This window comes from Rhodococcus pyridinivorans, from assembly GCF_900105195.1.
In the GTDB taxonomy this organism is placed as follows: domain Bacteria; phylum Actinomycetota; class Actinomycetes; order Mycobacteriales; family Mycobacteriaceae; genus Rhodococcus; species Rhodococcus pyridinivorans.
In genome coordinates, this window is record NZ_FNRX01000003.1 from 56,679 (window position 1) to 78,358 (window position 21,680).

22 protein-coding genes are annotated in these 21,680 nt (G+C 64.6%); 5 read left to right on the top strand and 17 right to left on the bottom strand.

Going from position 1 to position 21,680, the window contains the following annotated elements; all coding sequences use genetic code 11:
- Positions 1 to 11 precede the first annotated feature (11 nt).
- The gene (locus BLV31_RS24130; RefSeq protein WP_064060133.1) at positions 12 to 1,136 is read right to left on the bottom strand and encodes an NDMA-dependent alcohol dehydrogenase; all 1,125 of its coding nucleotides are present in this window, start codon (positions 1,134 to 1,136) and stop codon (positions 12 to 14) included.
- Positions 1,137 to 1,521: 385 nt separating this feature from the next.
- Here BLV31_RS24130 and BLV31_RS24135 point away from each other — a divergent pair, with 385 nt between their 5' ends.
- Positions 1,522 to 2,721 (top strand): mandelate racemase/muconate lactonizing enzyme family protein, encoded by a 1,200-nt coding sequence (locus tag BLV31_RS24135; RefSeq protein WP_064060134.1) that lies wholly within the window; start codon positions 1,522 to 1,524, stop codon positions 2,719 to 2,721.
- A gap of 970 nt (positions 2,722 to 3,691) precedes the next feature.
- On the opposite strand, the gene BLV31_RS24140 is transcribed toward BLV31_RS24135, so the two are convergent.
- Positions 3,692 to 4,324 carry a plasmid pRiA4b ORF-3 family protein gene (locus BLV31_RS24140; RefSeq protein ID WP_248846173.1) on the bottom strand — a complete coding sequence of 211 codons (633 nt, stop codon included), beginning with the start codon at positions 4,322 to 4,324 and terminating at the stop codon, positions 3,692 to 3,694.
- Positions 4,325 to 4,788: 464 nt separating this feature from the next.
- Positions 4,789 to 5,289 carry an Lrp/AsnC family transcriptional regulator gene (locus tag BLV31_RS24145; protein WP_064060135.1) on the bottom strand — a complete coding sequence of 167 codons (501 nt, stop codon included), beginning with the start codon at positions 5,287 to 5,289 and terminating at the stop codon, positions 4,789 to 4,791.
- A 63-nt stretch (positions 5,290 to 5,352) separates the two neighbouring features.
- On the opposite strand from BLV31_RS24145, the gene BLV31_RS24150 reads away from it, so the two are divergent.
- Positions 5,353 to 5,973 (top strand): LysE family translocator, encoded by a 621-nt coding sequence (locus BLV31_RS24150; RefSeq protein WP_064060147.1) that lies wholly within the window; start codon positions 5,353 to 5,355, stop codon positions 5,971 to 5,973.
- Positions 5,974 to 6,126: 153 nt separating this feature from the next.
- On the opposite strand, the gene BLV31_RS24155 is transcribed toward BLV31_RS24150, so the two are convergent.
- Complete coding sequence (locus BLV31_RS24155) at positions 6,127 to 7,374, bottom strand: IS256 family transposase (RefSeq protein ID WP_016694383.1); 1,248 nt, start codon at positions 7,372 to 7,374, stop codon at positions 6,127 to 6,129.
- Positions 7,375 to 8,414: 1,040 nt separating this feature from the next.
- Here BLV31_RS24155 and BLV31_RS24165 point away from each other — a divergent pair.
- Both BLV31_RS24165 and BLV31_RS24170 read left to right on the top strand, forming a co-directional pair.
- Entirely contained in the window at positions 8,415 to 9,593 is a 1,179-nt protein-coding gene (locus BLV31_RS24165; RefSeq protein ID WP_064060137.1) for a tyrosine-type recombinase/integrase, read from the top strand.
- A 5-nt stretch (positions 9,594 to 9,598) separates the two neighbouring features.
- Positions 9,599 to 10,624 (top strand): site-specific integrase, encoded by a 1,026-nt coding sequence (locus BLV31_RS24170; protein WP_064060148.1) that lies wholly within the window; start codon positions 9,599 to 9,601, stop codon positions 10,622 to 10,624.
- A gap of 13 nt (positions 10,625 to 10,637) precedes the next feature.
- Here the strand turns inward: BLV31_RS24170 and BLV31_RS24175 are convergent, their stop codons facing one another.
- The 7 genes from BLV31_RS24175 to BLV31_RS24210 form a co-directional block, all read right to left on the bottom strand.
- The gene (locus tag BLV31_RS24175) at positions 10,638 to 10,964 is read right to left on the bottom strand and encodes a helix-turn-helix domain-containing protein (RefSeq protein WP_064060138.1); all 327 of its coding nucleotides are present in this window, start codon (positions 10,962 to 10,964) and stop codon (positions 10,638 to 10,640) included.
- Positions 10,965 to 11,054: 90 nt separating this feature from the next.
- Entirely contained in the window at positions 11,055 to 11,501 is a 447-nt protein-coding gene (locus tag BLV31_RS24180) for a type II toxin-antitoxin system RelE/ParE family toxin (RefSeq protein ID WP_064060139.1), read from the bottom strand.
- Between the two features lie 215 nt (positions 11,502 to 11,716).
- A protein-coding gene (locus BLV31_RS24185) for an IS3 family transposase (protein ID WP_139193025.1) occupies positions 11,717 to 12,861 on the bottom strand; the annotation gives its coding sequence in 2 pieces (ribosomal slippage) (positions 11,717 to 12,594 and positions 12,594 to 12,861; 1,146 coding nt in all).
- Between the two features lie 207 nt (positions 12,862 to 13,068).
- Positions 13,069 to 14,211 (bottom strand): hypothetical protein, encoded by a 1,143-nt coding sequence (locus BLV31_RS24195; RefSeq protein ID WP_174556327.1) that lies wholly within the window; start codon positions 14,209 to 14,211, stop codon positions 13,069 to 13,071.
- Between the two features lie 197 nt (positions 14,212 to 14,408).
- The gene (locus tag BLV31_RS24200; RefSeq protein WP_064060144.1) at positions 14,409 to 15,077 is read right to left on the bottom strand and encodes a DUF6308 family protein; all 669 of its coding nucleotides are present in this window, start codon (positions 15,075 to 15,077) and stop codon (positions 14,409 to 14,411) included.
- Positions 15,074 to 15,406, bottom strand: coding sequence for a hypothetical protein (locus tag BLV31_RS24205; protein WP_139193026.1), 333 nt, complete (start codon positions 15,404 to 15,406; stop codon positions 15,074 to 15,076). Before BLV31_RS24205 ends, BLV31_RS24200 begins: the two co-directional genes overlap by 4 nt.
- 447 nt (positions 15,407 to 15,853) lie before the next feature.
- The gene (locus BLV31_RS24210; RefSeq protein ID WP_072740598.1) at positions 15,854 to 16,675 is read right to left on the bottom strand and encodes a hypothetical protein; all 822 of its coding nucleotides are present in this window, start codon (positions 16,673 to 16,675) and stop codon (positions 15,854 to 15,856) included.
- 923 nt (positions 16,676 to 17,598) lie between these two features.
- Here BLV31_RS24210 and BLV31_RS25175 point away from each other — a divergent pair.
- Positions 17,599 to 17,751 (top strand): hypothetical protein, encoded by a 153-nt coding sequence (locus BLV31_RS25175; protein ID WP_162273058.1) that lies wholly within the window; start codon positions 17,599 to 17,601, stop codon positions 17,749 to 17,751.
- A gap of 301 nt (positions 17,752 to 18,052) precedes the next feature.
- Here the strand turns inward: BLV31_RS25175 and BLV31_RS25180 are convergent, their stop codons facing one another.
- The 6 genes from BLV31_RS25180 to BLV31_RS24235 all read right to left on the bottom strand — a co-directional run bounded on the left by BLV31_RS25180 (position 18,053) and on the right by BLV31_RS24235 (position 21,626).
- A complete protein-coding gene (locus BLV31_RS25180; protein WP_155738838.1) occupies positions 18,053 to 18,196 on the bottom strand; it encodes a hypothetical protein in 144 nt (47 codons plus the stop codon).
- 126 nt (positions 18,197 to 18,322) lie between these two features.
- Entirely contained in the window at positions 18,323 to 18,565 is a 243-nt protein-coding gene (locus BLV31_RS24215; protein ID WP_064060072.1) for a hypothetical protein, read from the bottom strand.
- 12 nt (positions 18,566 to 18,577) lie between these two features.
- Positions 18,578 to 20,494 (bottom strand): Fic/DOC family protein, encoded by a 1,917-nt coding sequence (locus BLV31_RS24220; protein ID WP_064060071.1) that lies wholly within the window; start codon positions 20,492 to 20,494, stop codon positions 18,578 to 18,580.
- Entirely contained in the window at positions 20,491 to 20,715 is a 225-nt protein-coding gene (locus tag BLV31_RS24225; protein ID WP_064060074.1) for a hypothetical protein, read from the bottom strand. Before BLV31_RS24225 ends, BLV31_RS24220 begins: the two co-directional genes overlap by 4 nt.
- A gap of 84 nt (positions 20,716 to 20,799) precedes the next feature.
- Positions 20,800 to 21,357, bottom strand: a complete 558-nt coding sequence (locus tag BLV31_RS24230) for a DnaB-like helicase N-terminal domain-containing protein (RefSeq protein ID WP_064060070.1) — start codon at positions 21,355 to 21,357, stop codon at positions 20,800 to 20,802.
- Positions 21,354 to 21,626, bottom strand: a complete 273-nt coding sequence (locus tag BLV31_RS24235; RefSeq protein WP_064060069.1) for a hypothetical protein — start codon at positions 21,624 to 21,626, stop codon at positions 21,354 to 21,356. Before BLV31_RS24235 ends, BLV31_RS24230 begins: the two co-directional genes overlap by 4 nt.
- Positions 21,627 to 21,680 lie beyond the last annotated feature (54 nt).

Consider the following 21,680-nt stretch of genomic DNA (forward strand, 5'->3'; position numbering starts at 1 on the left):
GGGGAGGCGTATCAGAGGTCGTACTTGATGATTCCGCGAATGACCTTGCCCGCGTGCATATCCGCATAGGCCTCGTTGATTTCATCCAACGAGTACGTGTTGGTGACGAGCTCATCGAGCTTGAGCGTGCCGTCCATGTAGTAGTCAAGAAGCTTGGGAATGGCCGTCCGCGCATTGGATGATCCGAACAAGGTACCTACCAGCCGCTTTTCGTAGGTGCCGAAGGTGAACAGATCCAAGGTCACCTCAGTCTGGCTTGCTGGCGCCACGGCGGTCTCTACCAGGGTCCCCCGCTTGCCGACCAGGCCCATCGCCGCATTGATGATGCCGCCTTCAGCGAGTCCCGTGGTCAAGATGACCTTCTCGGCCATCAGGCCCCACGTCAGCTCGTTCACCAGCGAGTATGCTTCTTCGATGCTCGATGCGGTGTGGGTCGCCCCGAACTGATACGCGTGCTCCAACTTCCACGACACTGTGTCGACCGCAATGATCCGCCTCGCACCTGCCATGCGGGCACCCTGGACTGCATTCATTCCGACACCCCCGACACCGATGACAACCACAGTGTCGCCGGCCTGGGTCTGCGCCGCATTGACAGCCGAACCCCAACCGGTCGTGACGCCGCAGCCCACCAACGCAGCTACCTCGAGTGGAACGTCGTCGCGAATCTTGACTGCCGATGCTTCGTGGACAAGGGCGTAGGGACTGAACGTTCCCAGCATGCACATGGTGCCGATGCCCACGCCGCGGGCGTGGATGTGCGGCTTGAGGTCGCTGAGCTCGACTCCCGTCAGATTGTGTTGTCCCATCTCGCACAGGTTCGAATGGCCGTCCACGCACGGAGCGCATCGTCCGCATGCGGGGATGAAAGCCAAGACCACATGGTCGCCCGGTTTGAGATGTGTCACCGCTGAACCGACCTTCTCCACGACACCAGCACCTTCGTGGCCGCCGAGAGTGGGTCCGAGACCCTCGTGGTAGACCGGCCCGTCAATGTGGTCGTCCGAGTGACACAGGCCTGACGCGGCGAGCTTGACGAGCACTTCCGTAGATTGAGGATCGTCGATCTCGATCTCCTCGACGCTCCATCCTTCGCGGGCGCCCGGCTTCCAGCAGATTGCACCTTGAGTTTTCATGAGGCCTCCACCTAGTTAAGGAATAACAATCGGTAGTGTTGCGTGACTCACATCTAGTTGTCAACGTCTGGACTCACTCGCACGCGGAGACAGCCCTTGGTAGCGCAGTCACTCTCAGTCCGCGCGCCCCAGGAGCGCCAAGAGTTCACGACCGTGCCAATCGGCGCTCCATGGAGCATTTCCTGCTATTACGTTGCGCTTCAACGTTGTACGGCCTCTTCATGTGCCAGTGGCTCGTGCTTCGCCCGGCTGGAATGCATCAACACGGGGAGAGAGCGCGCCTCGCGTGTTGCTCATGGAGCACCTGTCGAAGATCTCGACGAAATGCTTGCCTTCCCGCTGCGCATACGGCAGGGTGATGTTAACAATTAACTCGGAGGTCACGATGAAGATTCAGAATGTCGAGACACTGGCTTGTGATGCGGGCTGGCGCAACTACCACTTCCTGAAGATCACCACTGACGACGGCCTTGTCGGTTGGGCAGAATTCGACGAGGCCTACGGTCCGCCCGGTTTGTCGACGGTGATCGAGCATTACGGGCGCCGTCTCGTCGGCAAAGACGCACTCTCGCACGAACAACACTACGTGACTCTGGCGTCGACAGCCCGACCCGCGCCTCACGGCCTTACTGCAGAGGCGTTCGGTGCGATCGAGAATGCACTGCTCGATCTGAAGGCCCGCTCCCTCGGTGTGCCTGTCTACGAATTGCTCGGCGGTAAAGTGCGCGACAGCATTCCCATCTACTGGTCACACTGTGCTAGTTGGCGAATCAACCACCCCCAGTACTATGAGCCGGCCATCACCGATCTGTCCGGTGTCCGCGCCGCTGGACAGGAAGCCCGAGATCGCGGCTTCAAGGCAGTCAAGACCAACCTGTTCTCCTATCGTGAAGGCGCACCGAAGGCCTGGATGGCAGGATTCGGCGCGCCCTTCGAGCCCGGACTGAATATCGACGCGCCCTTGATCAGGGATGTGGTCAATCACTTGGAGGCGCTCAGGGATGGTGCCGGGCCAGATGTCGAAGTGCTCGTGGACTTCAACTTCAATGCACGGACCGAAGGATACCTGAAACTTCTTCGCGCCCTCGAAGACTTCGACCTCTTCTGGGTCGAACTCGATCTGTACAACCCGGAGGCGCTCGCACACATCCGGCAACAGTGCGGCCAGCCGGTGGCTTCATGCGAGACACTGTTCGGCGTCCGGCAGTTCCTTCCGTATCTGCAACAGCAGTCGATCGATGTCGGAATCGTGGACGCGATCTGGAATGGAGCGTGGCAATCGATGAAGATCGCCTCGACTGCCGAGGCTTTCGACGTCAATGTTGCTCCGCATAATTTCTACAGCCATATGGCGACGATGATGAATGTGCACTTTGCGGCAGCAGTGCCCAATCTTCGGGTGATGGAGCACGATGTTGATCGGCTCGCCTGGGACGATGAAATCTTCGACTCGGCACCAAAGATTGTCGACTCGTCGATCGTGGTGTCGGACGCTCCGGGGTGGGGAATCGTACCCAATGAAGAAGCCATTCGCGCCCGTCCAGCGAAGGTCCAGACCGACTACCTCGGATTCAGCACAGACTAACGGCGCAGCAGACCAGATGCCGTGCACGATGCGCCATGTAGGTTCTCAGTCAATGTGGCCCTCAATGCGCTGACCCGTGGTTATCTATAGCCCGTTCCGGCCATTATCGACGTCGTCTCCCTCCGTTCAGACACGTGCGGCGGGACACTATTGCCTCGACCGGAGTGCATGTCGATTCGGCGGGTGACGGACTCAGGCATGGCTTTGGGGAAAACGACACGTTCGCTGAGACCGAAACGGAAGCGCACCAGCCCTACATCGATACCAGTATCGATGTAGGGCTTCTCGGCGTATGTGGCACAGGCGGGACGAGACTGCTGCACGGATACGTGATGGTGAGCTGTCCACCGGCGATCATTTCACGACGGGGCGGACCCGCAATCGGGCATTTGCGTCCGGGCGAGCCCTGCCAGCGATTCCGACTGTTGGTCGGCATGAGGCGAAAACGTTCGTCCACCGGAATCGGCGCAGCACACGTACTGGTGATGCGGGCGAGGATGTTGTGGTCGCTTTGCGTTTCGAGGAGCGATACCGGGCAATCACGCTGCCGGGGAAACCACTTCGCGCCCTGGTCAGCGGTAGGGCTGGTGATGCGTGCCTCGTACATTCGGGTCCGCCGACCATCGGGAAGCCGAGCGGGACGCCTTCGACGACCCCTGTCAGCCGATCACTACGGGCACCTCGGAATGCTCGCGACCTCGGTCCCGGTAGTCCCGCGGCGACATGCCGTGGACAGCGCGGAACTGCCGATACAGATGGCTGGCATCGAAGAAGCCCCGGCACCACCCGCCCGGCCAGCGACTCACCGCGCAGACACGCGAGCAAGTCCTCGGCCAGCACCTCGTCACCCGGGCCGGCGCGCCACGTCAGCCGGTTGATGACCGACACCGCCACGGATTCGGCCTGCTTCCGTCGCTGCTTTAGTGCCATCGGTATGCCGGCCCCCACCTGTTGCAGCACGTCGTCGACGTCATGCCCGAGCACCGCGGCGAGGAACCGGGCGGCATCTGCTGCAGAGATAGCGGCGCGCAGCTCGGACATATCGAGTGCGGGCACCTGGTCCTGTGCGGGCCACGCGTGCAGCAGCATCGGATGCGGCCGGCTCGGTCGGCCCACCGGCGGGCTCTGCCCGTCGTCGGCCCACCGGCGCCCGTACTGGTCCGGGATGGTGCCCCAACCCCAATACGGCACGGGAACATCGGAGCGGATACCTACCACCTCTATGGGGTCGACCTTGGCGCCGCCGATCACAGCGGTGGGTCCAGTCATCGCCCAGGTCGAAGGTGAACTGGAACTCCGCCCCGAGCCCCAGCAGCCGAGCGACTTTGGCCGACTCGATGTCCACCGCCTCGGTGATCGGTCCGCCGAGCGACTCCACCATCTCGGCGCCGGTCTCGGTGTCGGTGACTACGCGTCCGTCGGCGAGGGTGAACATCGACAGGTGCGAGCGGTCCCACCGGGCGAAGGCGTCGTTCATCGCGTTCGCGAGGTCGCTGAGGGTGTGCGACGGTCCGACCGCGAAGACGCGGCCGGGCCATGGCCACAGCTCCTCTCCGCGTCCGCCGAGCAGTTCCACGGTCACCGACAACCGCGTTCGTGCCATTGTTCGAGGATGGCATGCAGGCGGTGGCGCCGCCTGGTCACAGCCACAGACCTGACCTCATCCTCGCTGGTCCGGGGCACTTTTCAGGGTCCACACCAGCACGGTGCCGACCGACACGAAATGTGGAAACCGACAAGCCACCGACACGGAATCTGGAAACTGACACGGAAACGTGTGTGAAGTTCCGTTGAAGTTGGCCAATCGGACCAGGTACTTGTCCACCGCGTTGCTGCTGGAATACCGGGCCGGTGTGTCACTTATCTTGGCCAACGATCGAGGAGCGTCGGCCACGCGCGTGGCGTGTCATTGAAGTTGTCCACCGCCGGGGGACCGGTCGACGCCGTCCTTGTGGGGTGACGGGCCCCGGACCTGTGGCGATGCGAGACCCGGAAGGTCGATCAGTCTCCGTACGCCGTGACCAACCGGTGTTCACAGGCGTCTCGGGATCGCCTTGATACCTCCCATTAGTCGTCGGGAAGCCTGCTCACCGGCGACGTCACCGGCTTGCCGAAGATCAACTGAGTCTTGCAATGCGCGACCTGAGGAAGCGGCAGCAGACGGTCGATGATCAACGACTGCAAAGCCGTGCTGTCCCGCACCGCCACGTGCAGCAGGTAATCCTCCTCACCACTGACGTTGTAGAGCGCAACAGTCTCAGGAAAGCCCACAGCACGAGAGACGAAATCGTCGGCCGATTGACGGGAATGCGGACGGATCTGAATTGCGAGCAACGCTTGCTCACCTCGACCCACGCACGACGGATCGACCACGGCGCGGATACCCGAGATGACACCGCTGGCCTTGAGTCTCCTGACCCGCTCGAGGCATGTACTCGGGGCCAGATGCACCTGCCGGGCCAGTTCCTTGTTCGGCACCGTCGCATCGACCTGCAACCAATGGAGAATCGCCCAGTCAACCGAATCCAATTCGGTAGAGTCACGCTTTCGCTGTCTCGATTCGGCCATCGTTTCATCCTATCGAATCAGCCAGTACCTTCAGCGTGCGTTGTCGAATTGTTGGAGGAACTCGTGTCGCTAGGAAGTTGGGCAGCTTTTGCTGCGGCGCTGGTCATCGCGCTGGTCGTGCCAGGGCCGGATCTCGTGGTAGTTGCGCACGCCGCCACTCACAGCATCCGGCGCGGGGTACTCACGGCAATGGGAGTGGTACTCGGACTCGGTTTTCATGCAGCCTTGGCCGCCGGCGGGTTGACGGCGTTGGTGGTCTCGCTCCCGGCAGCACTGACCGCACTCCAGGTGGTAGGTGCGTGCATCCTGTTCTGGTTCGGCATATCCATGGCACGTAACACTGGCATCGACTCTGCTGCCGCAGCGCAACCGGGCACAGGGGTACTCACAGGATTCGTGACGAACGCGACCAACCCGAAGGCACTGCTCTTCTTTGCCGCGGTACTCCCCCAGTTCATCGGTGATGGACCCGATCGGTTCATGCGCACAGTCGCGATGGGTGTCACCGTTGTCGTCGGTGCGGCGATCTGGTGGGCCGTGATGATCGCATTGACGAGGACGGTGCAGACCGGCGGGAACGGGCGGTTCGAGCGGGCACTCCCGAAGGCGGGTGGACTGATCCTCGTGTGTCTGGCGGGCGGGTTGCTGTGGTCCGCAGTCTGCGCTGGAATCAGTGTGAATTGAACGCCGTCTCCACTTGGGTGCACACAGTTGCACGAACCACTTTCAAGACTCTGCCCGCCCGCGACTGCCGAGAAGGAAATCGGGTATGAAATTCCCGTGGTCAAGTCCCGGCAGGTGGTGTGCGACCTTGTCGCGTGATTCCTCATCGTTGGTTCAGGCGGTCAACGCCGGTGTCACCTCCTCGGCAGGCTCGGTGACGGTCTCAGCAGACTGGCTGTTGCTGCGGGAACGGGCAAGGACGTCGAGCCCTAGATAGCGACGCCCTTCGATCCACTCGTCGTGCTGCTCTGCAAGAACCGCACCGACCAGCCGGATCAATGCCGTCCGATCGGGGAAGATCCCGACCACATCGGTGCGACGCCGGATCTCCTTGTTCAGTCGTTCCTGCGGATTGTTGGACCAGATCTGCCGCCAGATCTGCTTCGGAAACGCGGTGAACGCCAGCAGGTCCGCTCGCGCTGTGTCGAGATGCTGCGCGACCTTGGGTAGTTTCGACTCAAGTGCGTCGATCACCCGGTCGTACTGCGCGTGAACCGAATCGGCGTCGGGTTGGTCGTAGACCGAATGCAGCAGGGTTTTCACCCAGGGCCACGAGGCCTTCGGTGTCACCGTCATCAAGTTGATTGCATAGTGCGTCCTGCATCGCTGCCACGAGGCGCCCGGCAGGGTCGCGCCGATCGCGGACACCAGGCCGGTATGCGCGTCGGAGGTCACCAAGCGCACCCCGGACAGGCCTCGGGCGACCAGTCCGCGGAAAAAGGCCAGCCAGCCGGCGCCGTCCTCGGCGGAGGTGACATCGACACCGAGTACCTCGCGGTAGCCCTCGGCGTTGACCCCGACTGCGACCAGGGTGTGGACGTTGACCACCCGCCCGTTCTCGCGGACTTTGAGTACCAGCGCATCGGCCGCGACGAACGTGTAGGGACCGGCATCGAGGGGCCGGTTCCGGAACGCCTCGACCTGCTCGTCCAACTCTTTCGCCATGACGCTGACCTGCGACTTCGACAACGAGGTGATGCCGAGAGTGTCGACGAGTTTCTCCATCCGGCGGGTGGAGACCCCGAGTAGATAGCAGGTGGCCACCACGGTGGTCAGCGCCCGTTCGGCGCGTTTGCGCCGCTGCAGCAGCCAGTCCGGAAAGTACGAACCCTGCCGCAACTTGGGGATCGCGACGTCGAGGGTGCCGACCCGGGTATCGAAGTCTCGATGCCGGTAGCCGTTACGGACGTTGACGCGTTCGTCGGAACGCTGGCCGTAGTCGGCACCGCACAACACGTCGGCTTCGGCGCTCATCAGGGCGTCGATGAACATCGACAACAACTCGCGCAGCAGGTCGGGGCTGGCGCCGGTGAGTCGGTCTTCGACAAGGCGGCGCAGGTCGATATCGTGGGCAGTGGTCATCGCGTGGTCCTGTCTCGAGTGACTTTGGTCGGTCTCTTCGAGAATCACGCGATGACCGTCTTTCGTTCGGTTACGACACGCCCACAGACTCATTCAGCTGCGGCTCGTACACCATCTTCATGGACGCACCCATTCCCGTACCGCTGATAGCTATCGAATCTGACATGAGGCGCCGCAGCCGGGACCTGCGGCGCCGCCGAGCGTTCCACTCCGCGAACACGTCGTTTTCCACAAAGGCGGCGACCACGCCGTATACACCCCGCCACCAACGCTGCACTGCCGTTCCCCTGCTGAGAGGCGACACGAAAGTATCAGCAGGTAAGCGACACGAGCATCCCAGTGGATCCGGTCTTCTTACTTCCCGGTACGTGGTCGAATTTCTGGGACATGATCGACGGGCTCGCGGTGGTGTGATGTGGGCTTGAGATCCTTGGAAGCGGTTGCTGTGGGGGACGCATTCCGGCTCTGCACCCCTGGCGCGACGGATGGATCCGCCATATCGCGGCTCTCAACCTCGATCTCGGACAACCCTGAGCCGAATCCGCCGCCGCACTTTCTGTCCGAGCGACTTCCTTGCCGTCATCCAGGTGAGAATTTCCGCCGGAGTGTCAGTGACGATTCCCGTTTCGATGTCAGTGACCCAAGTCAGGCCTGCGGATGGGTAGCATCCGGTGCTCCGCTCCCCTCGACCAGGATGGATGCGTCCTGACCGGCCACGAGTCCTATGCCTCCGTCACATTTCCCAGGTCACCCCCGCGCCGGACGCACTGACATCGAGTGGGAAAACCTACTGACGGGAGATGCGAAAAGCCCAGTTCGCCGCACCGACATCCCGGTGGGAAGTCTCATACAGGAGCACGCTCAAAAATTGGGGCAAAAAGTGCAAATCAGACGCATTGCCGTGACCTGGGGTTTGTCACTCACGGTTTGTGCGGGGTCGGTGACGAAAATTGGCATTAGCGCACCATCTAGCCCGAAACCCCTGCTGAGCGCGTTTTCCGGTGGAAACCTGTCCGAAGTGGCCGGTAGGCTCCCGGTTCGTGCCCGACGACCTGATCCACCGCCGCCCGGACGACGTTTCCGCGCCTGTCCCGACCTCGTCGGACCCAGCTGCGCCGTCCGTGCCGGTGTTGCCGGTCGAGACCCTCACGCAGGTGGCCGGGACGGCGGCGCGGTCGCGCTCCGAGTCGACCCGGCGTAACTACGCCGCCGACTGGCAACGCTTCACCGCCTGGTGCCAGCGCGAAGGACACAGTCCGTTGCCTGCGCATCCGCTCACCGTCGCCGCCTACCTCCACGACGCCGCCGCCACCGTCACGCAGGCGGGGGAGCGGGCCTACTCCCCGGCCACCCTGGCCCGCTGGGTCGCCGGGATCGGCTTCCACCACCGCCGCGCCGGCCATCCCGCCCCCGGAGCGGACGAGCTGGTCACCGCGACCCTGTCCGGGATCCGCCGCGACTACGCCGCAGCGGGGGAGCGGCCCCGCACCCCGCGGGCGCCGCTGCTCACCGCCGACATCGTCACCATCGTCGAGACGATGCGCGCCGACAGCGGTAGTTGGGCCGCGGAGGTGTTGGAACGCCGCGACTCCGCCATCTTCTTGCTGGGGTTCGCCGGGGCGTTCCGCCGCAGCGAACTCGTCGCGCTCACCTGCAGTGACATCTCGCTGCACCGGCTCGACGGCCTGCACATCAAACTCCGCAGGTCCAAGACGGATCAGGAAGGCCGCGGCGCCATCCGGGCGCTGCCGTTCACCCACAGCCATGCAAGCTGTCCGCCGTGTGCGTGGCTGCGGTGGGCGCAGGTCGTCGCCGCCTTCGACACCGGTGGCCGGCCCGCCGTCATCCGCCTGCTGCGCACCGCCGAACCGTTCGACGGGCACGTGTGCCGGGGAACCCGGCCCCGGATGGTCCCGGCAGCACCACTGTTGCGGTCGATCCGCAAGAACGGCAACCTCTCCGACACACCCCTGTCGGGGGCGGCGGTGCACAAAGCGATCCGTCGCCGCGCGGAGCAGGCCGGCTACGACCCCGAAATCGTCCAACAGTTGGGTGGGCATTCGCTGCGGGCCGGGTTCGTCACCCAGGCCTTCCGCAACGGCGCGTCCGCGCACGCGATCATGCGCCAGACCGGGCACAGCACCCCGGCAATGCTCGAGACCTACGCCCGCGAACACGCCCCGCTCATCGGCAACGCTGTGACGAATCTCGGATTGTGACCGTGATGACCCACACCGATCGGAAGAACCACGGCCACGACGAGATTCACGATGCCCAGTTGGGCCTGCGGATCCCCGCCCGCTACCGGCACGATTGGGCGCTCTTCGCCGACTGGTGCGCCGCAGTCGACCACCGGCCCATCCCTGCCGCGCCCGAAACTCTGGCGTTGTTCCTGCACGAGCACCCGGCCGCGGTCGCGACGCAGCGACGCCGGCTCTCAGCGATCAACGCCGTCCACACCGGGCACGGCTACCCGGCCCCGGGGCGGACCGAGACGGTGCGCCGGCACCTCGATGCCACTCGTGCTCAGCGCCTCGATCGGCTCGGCCGGTTACTGCTGCAGCGAGCCGTTGAGTTGCCCACCACCGGCTGGCCGAGCGGGCTGTTTGGCCGCCGCGACGCCCTGCTGCTGGTCCTGGCTGCTACCGGCATGAGCTTCACCGACATCACCCGGCTGCGTCGCAGCGACATCCGACTGGCCGACGACACCCTGGTGGCTACGACCCGGGCCGGTGAGTGCTTCCGTCTCGCAGCGGATCCTGCGACCGGGGACACCTCGGCCGTCACGATCTACCGGCGATGGGCGCAGATCCAGACGTTCCTCGACCAGTATCCGGGCACGCACCTGCTGCGTCACCACTTCACCGACCCCACTGAGATCGTGACCGATCCACTCGACGCGGAGCAGGCCCGGCAACCGTTGCTGTGTCCGATCGACCGGTGGGGGCACCTCCCACACGCGCAATCGATGACCCCGCAGTCGGTCTCGACGCTGGTCCGGGCGCATCTGTCGGGGCGTGTCCCGGGGCGTAAGGCGCTGCCCGATCCCCAGCCGGACGACACCGGAACCTGGATGGAGTCCGACATCGATCTCGACCCCGACTACTACGACCGTGGCACCGCCGCCCGCCGCCGCGACCACAAGGCACTCGAGGATTTCACCGACGTCTTCGACGAGATCGAAGTCCGTGCCGATGCGCTCCTCGCGGACCTGATGGAAGTGCTGGAGGGACTGGCAGATCCCTTATAGTCGGGCCCGTGGCCTACGCGTTCTCGAGCTGCTTAGAGGGGACGATAGCGAGTTCGGCCCCCATAGCTGCGGTGAGGCGGATGAGAGTGTCTCGCGTCGGGTTACCGAGACCACGTTCGATTCGACTGATCTCGGATTGCCCAATGTGCGAAAGGGTGGCCAGCTGGCCCTGGGTGAGACGGGCCGCAATCCTCGCCTCAGCTAGCTGTTTGCCCAGTTTGACCTGATCGCGTACTTGCTCCTCGAGTTCAGCGCCAAAACGATCGGCAAACTCCTTGACCTCGGGAGTCCACTCTGACTTGACGGTGTTCGCGATCTCGCTGAATGGTCGCGTACCCATGATCGCCTCCCTGTCGCGTGGCTCGGATAGTAGTTAGCACTACACAGCGTATGTGCTAAAACACATATTCGTCAAAGAGGCCGCGCTCACTTACCCTTCTTCCTTCCAGGCCTTCAGGTACTTACGCGCCTTTTTGATCTCTTTGCCTTGACGCTTCTCGCTAGGATCCTTGCCCTTGTTGTACGCGTTGAACAACAACACGATCTTGGAGCCATGGAAGGTCGTGAAGATCCGAAGAAGGACCGTGCGATTATGGTTGGAGTCGTCAGCGGGCTCCGGGTCGGTCTCTCCCCAGGTTTCGGCCCCATGCAATGACGTCCGGATGCGGATCTCGTAGAGTCCGCCGCCGAGAGCCTTACCCCATTCTGTGCTGCAAATGTCCATACCGAGTGGCTGGACGACCTTCTCAAGCACCTTGATCGCAACGGCCTGGTCGTACGGATCAGCCTTCATCAGCCATGTCTCGAAGGGCGCCTGCCCAGTTTTGGGGTCCACCCAGACGTCAATCGTCCACTCCGTCGGTCGCTGATCCGCCATGTGCAGGATGCTATCGATGCGCTTGCCGACTCGACCGCAGCACTCGTTGCGAGTGACGCGCTATTTCTGCCACTTCTGCTCGATGCTTGATCCTTCACGAGTTCCGTTCGGGAATGGAGTGCTCGGGGTGGGATTGAGTAGGCGAGGAACACGCGTGACGGTCATGGCAGGTCCCCGATAGTCGGTCCGGTCGGTTCTAGAGCCGGTTCCTACTTTCAGTCGATCTCGCACGTCACCGGCTGAGGCCGGTGGGTGCATCCGGCAGCGTACTCAGTGGGGGTCTTGTAACCCAACGCTGAATGCCGGTGTCGGTGGTTGTGGTCGTCCTTGAAATCCTCGATCACCACCCGGGCCTCGAGCACCGTGGTCCAGTAGTTGCGGTTCAGGCACTCGTCGCGCAACCGGTTGTTGAACGATTCGATGAACCCGTTGTTCCATGGTGTGCCCGGCGGAATATAGGACACCCCGACCGAGCCGGCGCAGAAGTCCTGCAAGGCCTTCGAGATGAACTCGGGGCCGTTGTCCATCCGCAACACCCGCGGGGGTCCACCCCACATCGCGAATGCTTTCTCCAGGCCCTCGATCAACCGGTCGGCGGTGATCGAGCGGTCCACTATGTTCAGCAACGACATCCGGGTGTGTTCGTCGACCATCGACGCGATCTTCACCGTCTTGCCGTCAACCGTCGAATCGAACTGGAAGTCCACTGCCCACACCACATTCGGAGCATCCGCGTCGACGACCGGAACAGAGGACTGACCGGCACGTTTGCGGCGCGGAGCACGCCGGACCTGTAACCCTTCCTCCTTCCACAGACGGTGGACCTTCTTCTTGTTCACCTCGATGCCCTGGTCGTAGCGCAGCCACGCCCACGCCCGACGGAACCCGTGCCGCGGATGCGTGCGGGCATAGTTGCGCAACTGCGCACGTAGATCGGCATCCGGGTCGCCCGGTGTCTGCGCCAACGGCAACCGTCGGTAGGCGGAGCGGGAAAGCCCGACCACCTTGCACGCGAACCGCTCCGACATCTGCAGGGTGCCGGTGAGCATGGCGATCGCAGCGCGCTTGGCGGACGGGCTCAGAATTTTCCCTTGGCGATCTCCCGCAACGCGTCCTTCTCCAACTCGGCCTCGGCGAGCAGCCGCTTGAGCCGGCTGTTCTGCTCCCGCAGCTCCTTGAGCTCTTTGGCTGCATCGGCGTCCATACCGCCGTACTGGCGACGCCAGTTGTACAGCGTCGCTGCCGACACCTCGAGTGCGGCGGCGATCTCCTCACCGTTCTTGCCTTCCGCGGCCAACTCGTCGGCCCGGCGCAGCTTGCGTACGATGTCTTCCGCCGAATGACGCTTACGTCCCGCCATGATCCCTATCGCTCCTTCTTTGCCCTCACCAGGGCATTCAGGACTCTAGACCAGACCGGACCTACTCAAGGGGAACAGGCCAGTAGACCGGAAGTCGCCACTCCCATGTCAGGGGTGGCGGTGTGAACAGCGGCATCGAACCGAGAGCACGTGTGCTGTCAGTCCAGCACCAGGAATGTCGGGTCGTCGGCAAACTCAACAACTACCTCACCGAACACCGACGTCGGCGCGACGAGCTTGCCCGCGATCCGGATTCCGCACGAGATGTCCTGCGCGGCAGTAGCAGTCGCGCCAACGAGATCGCCGAGCAAAGCCTCGCCGAGGTGCGAGCGTCGCCTCGATCTGCTGGCGGACCGAGTTCGGGATCTTGCCGACGGGGGTGACGCCATCGATCAGTCCCACGGCCTGTGTTCGGACTTCTGGTTTGACTCCCAGTTCGATCAGTAGGTCGGCCGGGTCGGTCGACTTCTGCAGCTCGGCACGGCAGAACATGAACATGTCGCAGCTAGGACAGGTGTCCGGAGAATAGATGGCCTGTAAGTGTGCAAGATGGGCCGGTAAGTTGGCGCGGGTTTCCGGAGGGAAGGCGGCCGCTTCGGAAGCGCGTTCTCGAACACGCATACGGACCTCTTCACGATGGTCGTTCAGGTTCTCGATTACTGCAGTCGGAGACAGGGAAGAGTTGCGAGGTACGGCGAGGATGCCGAATGTGTGAACGTCCATTCCTGCGGGCAGCTTCGTCCATGCTGCGGCGGACTCGGCACCTAGGGCGACCTGCAGAAATCCTTTGAGGAGACGGCCATCCTCGATTTTGGCGCGCACTCGTTGATAGTCCTTGGCGTCGCCGACGATCAACCATGAACCGTCAGACTTGCCGTCACTGTTTGGAGCCTTGGGCGCAACCACCGCGAAGTCAGGATGCGTGTCCGTAGCGTTCTCGCCTTCGAGCCCGAGAAATGGAACGGCCAATTGGTGGATCAGAGTGGCATGTCCATGCGTGACGGCAGCATTATGCGCCAGCTCTAATGCGGACGCTGTCTTGCTCGTGTCGATGTGGGCGTCGGCTACGACAACGGCCTGCGGCCGTTCCAGGCCCAGGGCGCCGACGGAAACGGTGACCACCTCGGACGCGAAGCGCTTGTCGCGGACGAGCCGTTCGAACATCATCGCGCGCATCCAACGCAGCAACGGGATGGCGCTCTGAGGGCCTTTGGAATGGCCGACCTGTTCTGCGAGCTTACGTCGGGTAACGCCGGTAATCAGGGGGTCGGTGCCACGGAACCGCGCACACGCCGCATGTGAAGAAGCGGCAACCGCGCTGCTTGCGCCGCCCGTCACTTTCGTCGACAAGCATCCTCCGATGTAACTCGTGCAGGACAGCAGTAGAGGCCGCGGCCTAGATCACGACGCTGGCAGGCCGTGAACGCACAGCTGCACTCTGTAGTTCGCTCCATAGATCGATTTCGCTACATGCCATCCGGCACCCACGGAAACCGAAGAACTCGAATGAAGCTGCCAGAGCAAGCACCCAGCTGGCCCGTGCTACCTCAGGAGATAGCCCAGGTCAGCAGGTCGAGCAGACGCACGTCGGTCAGGGTCGCGATCCGGCGGACCTGCTCGCTCTCGGACTGCGCCAGGCGGCGGCGGAACAGTGGGAGGGCACCGCTGTCGAGGTTGGCGCACACGTCGTCACGGATGGCCGCCCAGAACATCGCTCGCCTGCCCCGGTGCGGGTATCGGGCAGCCGCGGCACGCGCGTGGAGCCGGTAGAACGCCATGACCTTCGAGTCGAGGATGGGGAACAATCCTGGGCGTTTGAGGTGGAGCACCTTGCTGATCTTGGCTACCCTCACGTGCCGGGGAGCGGCAGTGCGGAAATGGTCGTAGAGGGCTTCGGCACGGTCGTAGAGTTCGCCGCTGATGTTTGGGTCGGCGTCGACCAGCTGTGCCTCGATCGGCACCGCCGCCCATGGGGCGTCGACGGCGGTGCGGATGAACCAGTCGCGTTGGGCGTGGCTGATGCGGGAGCGCACCTTGTGGGTGCGGGCGATCTCGTCGGCGGTGATCTCCTTAAGTGCTCCGGGGCCGGGCAGGTCGTAGCGGGTCACGGTCACTGCCGGATAGCCGTGGGCCTTGGCGACCGCGGTGTCGATGTCGATGCTGCGGCCGGCGATCACCAACACGGCGGCCGCGGCCTCACCGCCGGCGCGGTTCATGGCTTCTGCTGCCTCGCCGGGCCCGGGTCGGTGTCGTTGATTCCCGGGTCTGTGTGTGGAGTCGCGGCGGACGTGCCTGCGTTCGCCGCAGCGGCGATTTCCGTCGGGTCAGGCCGGCTCGAGGTGCGGATCGTACGAGCAAGTGCCCGCAGCTGCTGAAGTGAGCGGATTCCGTCCGGGACGCTGCCGTCGGCGGGTGGCCGTCCACTTCGGTAGCAGGCGCGAAAATCCTGCGTGCCGGTCTCGTTCATCGCATCTTTGAGGTCTTGTGCTGCGGCGATGTACTCGGCGCGGTCGGGTTCGGTGAGCGAGCCGAGGTAGCTGTCCAATGTCTCGATCCGAGCCTGGGCGTGGGTGTGCGCTGCCGCGTCGGTCTTTGTCTGCGCGGGTGTGCCGCTCCGGTGTGATGCGGTGGTCGGCGCGTGGGCTGTGGTCGATCGTGTGCGGAATCGGCCGCGTAGTGCGGTGAACATCGTTCCCCTCGGTGCGTGTCGGTGGCCTCTCATCATGCACGCCACCTGACGACTCGACCACGCATCGACTCCGGACGGGATGCGATCACGCAGGGGCCGGGCTCAGGTGGGCAGACGAAACCGAGGGCTGTCTACGACGTCGCCGCCCTGGTCGGCGATGAGTGGAGTGCCTGAGCGCAGAAAGCATCCCCGCCGCAAGGGGTACGGCGGGGATGGCCGGATCGAAGTATGACAGGTCGATCCCGTCGAGCCCTGGAGGTCCGCAGCTGCGCCAGCCGGCAGTGCAGGGAGCCGGCTGGGGGTTCACGGGCCGGCCGGGGGCGTGCGCAGGTCCTGGAGTTCGGCGCGCAGTTCGGCGACACGTTCGCGGGCGGCTTCGGCTTGCGCGTGTGCGGCGGCGGCGTCGGCGCGGGCGGTCTCGGCGCGGTCGCGTTCGGCTGCCGCCGCGGTGCGGGCGGCGGTGAGTTCGGCTTCGAGCCGCCGGGTGTGTTCGGCTGCGGTGGCCGCCGCGGCGTCTTTCTCGGCGATCGCTCGGGTCAGCCGCTCGCGGTGCTCGTCGAGCTGCCCGGTGAGCAGCTCGATCCGGTGCTCGAAACCGACGATCTGCTCTCGGTGGGCCGAGGCGGCCTGATCGAGCTGCTGCTGCCAGCGGTCCTGTGCCGCGGCATGCTCGGCCCGGGCTGCGGTGAGCTGGGCGAGGGCCTCGGTGGCCTCGGCGTCGGCGGCCGTGGCGGCGGCATCGGCGTCGGCGCGTTCGGTGCGAGCGGTGTCGAGTTCGTCCTGCAGGGCCGCGATCTCGGCTGCGGCGTCGGCCCGGACCTTGTCGGCCTCGGCCTGCACGCGCCGCAGCTGTGCATCGATCGCCGCCGGATCGGCGAGCAGATCGGTCGCGGTGGTGATCGACGACGCGATCGTCGTCAGCGTCTCGAGCATCGCCTGGGTTTCGCGGCGCAGCAGTGGTACCGCGTCGGTGAGGGTGCCGATCGCCGAGGTCGGATCGGTCGGCAGCGCATCCTGTTGTTGCTGGGCGCGGGCCTTGTCTTTCTGGCGCTGCCGCCAGGCCCGTACCCGGTCGGCGTCGGTGGCGTATTCGCGGCGCCGTCCCCCTCTGACTTCCTCGGCCATGACCCCGCCCTCCCGACCCGATGACGTTCCGTATCCAGCATCGTAACACCATTCGTAACGTACTTATCATGATACGTACGTTACGAATGGCGTGAATCGATGCTCGGACCAGGAGACCGGCCCCTGCCGTCGCGCACCTCCCGAGGCTTCCGCACCCCCGGGCACCTCGTCGGCTGCTCCTCCGCCATGGACGGGGGGCCGCGGTGGTCATCGGCGATGTCATCGTCGCGAGGGCACGGGGAGGCAGCTTGTCGATCCCCGGTCGCTCGAGGGGCAGGACGGTACCGGCGGACCCCACTTCCCCCGCCTCATAGACGGCAGTGACCGGCCGGCCGAGGCGGGTGTGCAGGCCGGTGCGAAGGTGCCCGGCATCGGAGATTCTTCCGCTCTCGACGCCGGGTTTCCTGCGGAAACGATGCGGCAGGCCGATGCTTCCCGAAGTCCGCTGTCGCGTCCCTCCATCGACCTGCCGCCACTGACGATAGCGTCCGAGTAGAACGTATGTGCGAAAATCTGGAGTGTGGTGTCCTACGAACGCGCACCGAAACGGTGCCCGAACGGGCACCGACTGGGACCACACCGGGTGGTCGTGGGCTGGACACCGTGCACCTGCGCGACGGCGCTACGCCCCTCGGGAGCCACCGGACATCGCACCTATCTGTGCATCGTCTGCGATGCGGAAATCTTCGTTCCGCCGCATACGGGACCACAGTTCTCCGGGGTGCAGTGGCCGCCGAGGCAGGCGCAGGAGCAGCCGCGGCCCGACTCGTCAGGTGAGTGAGCCGGCCGGATCGCAGACGGGGCGACCCGCCAGGGTCCAGAAGATTAGCTTTGCTGAATTTGTGGTGTGAACTGGGAAAACGACACGTCCCGTTCTGTCGTGTCGATCGGAGAAAAGCACCACCATCAAGCCCGGCGACCAGGTGAAGGTCAGCGCACGCGGCCCCAAGTTCGTGTTCACCATCGAAGACATCGATGAGGACGCCGGCATGGCGATGATCGAGGTCAACGCCGACAGCCCGCTCACGTATCCGTGGCCGGCGCGCGTGAGCGATCTCGTACCCGTCGAGGACTGACTCCGAGAGTCCTTCCTCCTGACGTTCGCTCTCGCTCCACCTGTTTGGTACCGATCCGTGCTTCCGCTACGGTGACCGCTGCAATCACCCGAGTTCCCCCGACAGGTGAGTGATTCCCTGACGGGTCGAAGGATGGTCCCCGGCGCCCCCGCCGGGGACCATCGCCTTTTCTGCTGATGGGGTTGTACATGCAGCGGACGACACAGTCGCTACTCTCGGCGCGTGGAGGACAGGACGCGAGCCATCGGCGACGCCGCCGATGCGATGACCGACGAGGGAACTCGAGACCGCGATTGCGGCGCTACACGCCCGTGAGCGGGAACTCCTCGTCGCCGCAGACAGCGAAGCAGCGTTCGATCTGATGGGCACGAAGTTCGTGTTGTTGTCCACGCTGGAAGGTCAGCGGCGGTAGCTGACTGTTGTACGGATTCGGTTTTTTCTTCATTTCTGTCTGCTGCGGTATTCGTATAGCAGTTTGTGGAGCAGATTCGTACAGGGTTACTGCGCGGCTGACATATCCTCTCGGTGCCGTTCAGGATTCAGCGCGGCGCAGCCGCTTGTGATCATGGGCTCACGCGGGCAACCCGGGCGCGGTAGTCGTGACCGGTGGCGCGCGCAGTGCGGCGGCAAGTTCCATTCGCCTGACTCCCTGTTCCATCAGCTCTGTGGCGTTGCTGTCGGTGATCGGGTGGGGCGTGCGGACGACACCGGCATAGCGGATGCGCTCTTCGAGCTCGTCCGGTTCGTGGGCCGGCTGGTCAGCGGTGCAACGCGGCTCTACGCCAGTAATAACACGGCTGCCCGACACCTTCACCCCTCCTCGGTCCTATAGCTGCGGCCCGAGGTGCAGATCGGGTGTGGGTGGTTGGTGTTCATGTATGGCCGGTGGTCGGCTGTTCGGTTGTGGTGGTGTGTGGTGGACCTGCGGTGGTCCGTGGAGGGCCTTCCCTGTTGAGAGCGAACTCTGCTCCTCCCCTACCTCGTCGGCATGCGTGAGATTCCGGTGCGGCTCGCCGTCGGCGGGATTCGGTTTCGCTGCCTTTGGGGCATCGTCGGTCCTGGTCGACATGGCGTGACGGGGTTCCTCGGCCACCTGGATTGCGGTGGTCAGCGGCTCGTAGGTCTCGTTGCGTTCCGGGGAATTCTCCAGCAGGGCGTAGCTGCGGTGGGCCAGCACATCCCAGTGCTTCTCGTACCGTTGCGCGGCGTCGACCGCGCCGAGGTCCGGGGCGGCGGCGGGAAGCTCGGTGGTGATGGCACGGGCGAGTTCGGCGGCGAAGGCTTCCCGGCCGGCAACTCGCATAGCGTCCTCGAGGACCGGGTCCGGTTCGATGCCTTCGGGGGGATCATCGTGGTAGTTCGCTGCGTGGGTGGCGGCACGGAGCGCTTCGGGGTCGATGGTGCGCCAGTCGATCGTGCGGTCGGGGCGGTCGTGGACGAGCTGGTCGGTCATGAGTACGACGGCGACCGACTGGACGCCTTCGGTTTCCTCCTGGATGGCGGCCATGTGGCGTCCGAGCTGGTGGGGGTCGGTGAGAGTGTTCTCGTCCGGGGCGGCGATCACCGGGCTGGTGTAGGCGGAGGTGTCGCTGACGATCGGCATGAAGTCGGTGTGCAGCTCACGGTGGATGACACTTGCGTGTAGTTCGCTGCCGTCCCCGGTAATTTCGCGGTGGGCGAGGTGGTCGGCGGTCCGCAGTGCCAACTCCCAGGTGATGAGGCGGCGCAGCCGGGCGGGGTCGCGCTCGTCAAAGGCATTGACCGGGGCTCCGGTGTCGTAGCGCATGGTGTTCTTGCCTGCTGCCGGGTCAAACAGGTCCTTGTAGCGGTGGTTCGGCTCGGGGAGTGCTGCGGCGGCGCGTTCGGCCGCGAGGGTGGAGGTGCCCTCAAGGATCCGGCGTACGGCGGCATCGTGTTCGGGACCGTAGTCGGTGCGTTCAGCCAGGTTCAGGCCGATGCGGATCAGGGCGTGAGCGTTGTCGAGTTCGGCTCCGCTCAAGGATCGCTCGCGGGGGCTCTCCCGGAAGGTCTGGAAGGCCGTGTAGGGGCCGCTGCGATCACGGTCGTAGTCGCGCAGCATCGTCATATGGGTGGTCAAAGACAGCACTGGTCGACCTGGGGCGGGCTGGGCAGGGACGTATCCGATGTTCGGTACGACCGCCGGGGCGAGAACGTCGGCGAGCAGTCTGGGATCTCCGGTCTCGGCGGTGATGTAGCGGGCCGCCGATAGGGCAGCGAGGTCGACACGTGCGGTGTCGATCTGCCATCCGGCCCGGTCTGCGATGCGGCGGAACAGCTCGTACTGCGTCCGAGAGTTCCCGTCCGGGAAGGGATGAATCTCCGTCAAGCGTGACCAGTAATCGGCCAGACGGGTGACGACGGTGTGGTGGTCGAGTCCGGTCAGGTTGTTCTCGGCGGCGAGATCGGCGAACAGTTCGTCGACGTCGGCGGTGGTGTCCTCGGGGCTCGAGTGGGCGATCGGCAGATTGCCCTGGGTGGTGGGCACCGTTTTGTACTGGCCGGCCCAGACGTACAGGCCGTCGAAGGCTCGCCGGTGTATCTCGCGTAGGAACTCTCCGGTGAAGGTGCTCGGCGAGGGAACGTCCGCGAATTCGTACATCGCCTGCGTGAACAGGCGTTTTTCGATTCTGTCGAGTGTTGGGGTGTCGGTGATGCCGAGAAGGTTCACTCGCGTGTCGGTTCCGGGGATGTAGCCCTCGATCGGGAGCGACGAGGCGGTCATTTCTCGGGGCGCTCCCCGCGTCGGAACTCGTTGAGGATGTCCTCGCGGGTGAGTCCGGCCTCGATCTGCTCGATGATGTCTCGGGGATCTTCGCCGCCGAGGTCGCCCGCCATCGCGCAAGCGGCGCGGATGTGCTGTGCGATGGTCTCGCGTGTCACCTCCTCGCCGAAGGGGGCGAGTCGTTCACGTAGGGACGGGTTTTCGGTCGTGTCGTCGCCCATGTCGGTCATGGTCTCCCCTGTTGGTGTGGTGTGGTTCGGACGTGGGGCGGGATCGGCCGCGGATCCCCTCCCCCACTGGTGTGTTCACGTTGTGGCTCCGACAGTAGGCGCGCCCCCGAATCGGGCGCGTACACGCTCGAGGCGTCGGGCGGCGGCGCGCTGGACACGACCGATGGCGACCATGTGGTCGAACAGGTCGGCTTCGGGCAGGGTTTCGGCGGCTTCGGTGATGGTGGCTCCGGCGGTGCGAAAGCTGCGACGGTAGGCGGCGCTGATGACGGCATGGGCGTAGTAGGGCGAGGCGGTGGGATCGGCGCCGGCGGTGGTGGCGGTGGTCAGGGCGTAGGCGAGTCGGCGGCCGTGGTGACCGGCGAGCCGACCGTGGCGCTCGAGGTGGGCCAGGACCATTGCGGGGTCGTGGGGTTGGCCGGTGTTCATCAGTGCGGCGATGGCGTCGAACAGTTCGGCGTGGAGTGGCTGGTGGAAGTCGTCGGTGGTGAGCAGGTCCACGATGTCGGCGGCTGCGGCGCGGGTGGCGAACAGCAGCGCGCACAGCAGCAGGGTTTCGGTGTCGGCGTCTGGGGGCGCGAACTCGTCGGCGCTGAGGTAGCGGTCGAGATCGGTCTGGTCGGTGACGGTCATGCGCTGGTCCGTTCGTCGAGGGCGTCGGCGATGTCGAGCACGGGAGTCGGGTCGGGGTGGCCGATGGCCGAGTGGCCGATGGTGGCGCGAGCGATGACGCTTCCGTCGATGGTGATGGTGACTGCGCTACCGGCGGGCGCACCGTAGGCGAGCGCGAGCGTGCGCGCTGCTTCGGCGGCGTCGGAGGCGGCGGCCGCGTGGGTGAAGGTGCAGCCAGAATCGGAGTGCGCGACGGTGGGCGCGGTCAGCGTGACGGTCCAGACGATCATTGCGGCGCTCCTTCGGCTTGACGGGGTTTCCCCAGGTACTCGCCCATTGTCGCT

What these genes read in the sequence shown, in the direction of transcription:
- BLV31_RS24210 (WP_072740598.1), bottom strand. Translation starts at nt 16,675, where the DNA reads ATGGCCGAGGAAGTCAGAGGGGGACGGCGCCGCGAATACGCCACCGAC.
- BLV31_RS24220 (WP_064060071.1), bottom strand. Translation starts at nt 20,494, where the DNA reads ATGACCGCCTCGTCGCTCCCGATCGAGGGCTACATCCCCGGAACCGAC.
- BLV31_RS24130 (WP_064060133.1), bottom strand. Translation starts at nt 1,136, where the DNA reads ATGAAAACTCAAGGTGCAATCTGCTGGAAGCCGGGCGCCCGCGAAGGA.
- BLV31_RS25180 (WP_155738838.1), bottom strand. Translation starts at nt 18,196, where the DNA reads ATGAAGAAAAAACCGAATCCGTACAACAGTCAGCTACCGCCGCTGACC.
- BLV31_RS24135 (WP_064060134.1), top strand. Translation starts at nt 1,522, where the DNA reads ATGAAGATTCAGAATGTCGAGACACTGGCTTGTGATGCGGGCTGGCGC.
- BLV31_RS24225 (WP_064060074.1), bottom strand. Translation starts at nt 20,715, where the DNA reads ATGGGCGACGACACGACCGAAAACCCGTCCCTACGTGAACGACTCGCC.
- BLV31_RS24235 (WP_064060069.1), bottom strand. Translation starts at nt 21,626, where the DNA reads ATGATCGTCTGGACCGTCACGCTGACCGCGCCCACCGTCGCGCACTCC.
- BLV31_RS24170 (WP_064060148.1), top strand. Translation starts at nt 9,599, where the DNA reads ATGACCCACACCGATCGGAAGAACCACGGCCACGACGAGATTCACGAT.
- BLV31_RS24200 (WP_064060144.1), bottom strand. Translation starts at nt 15,077, where the DNA reads ATGAACCGCGCCGGCGGTGAGGCCGCGGCCGCCGTGTTGGTGATCGCC.
- BLV31_RS24140 (WP_248846173.1), bottom strand. Translation starts at nt 4,324, where the DNA reads ATGGCACGAACGCGGTTGTCGGTGACCGTGGAACTGCTCGGCGGACGC.
- BLV31_RS24155 (WP_016694383.1), bottom strand. Translation starts at nt 7,374, where the DNA reads ATGACCACTGCCCACGATATCGACCTGCGCCGCCTTGTCGAAGACCGA.
- BLV31_RS24145 (WP_064060135.1), bottom strand. Translation starts at nt 5,289, where the DNA reads ATGGCCGAATCGAGACAGCGAAAGCGTGACTCTACCGAATTGGATTCG.
- BLV31_RS24230 (WP_064060070.1), bottom strand. Translation starts at nt 21,357, where the DNA reads ATGACCGTCACCGACCAGACCGATCTCGACCGCTACCTCAGCGCCGAC.
- BLV31_RS24180 (WP_064060139.1), bottom strand. Translation starts at nt 11,501, where the DNA reads ATGGCGGATCAGCGACCGACGGAGTGGACGATTGACGTCTGGGTGGAC.
- BLV31_RS24175 (WP_064060138.1), bottom strand. Translation starts at nt 10,964, where the DNA reads ATGGGTACGCGACCATTCAGCGAGATCGCGAACACCGTCAAGTCAGAG.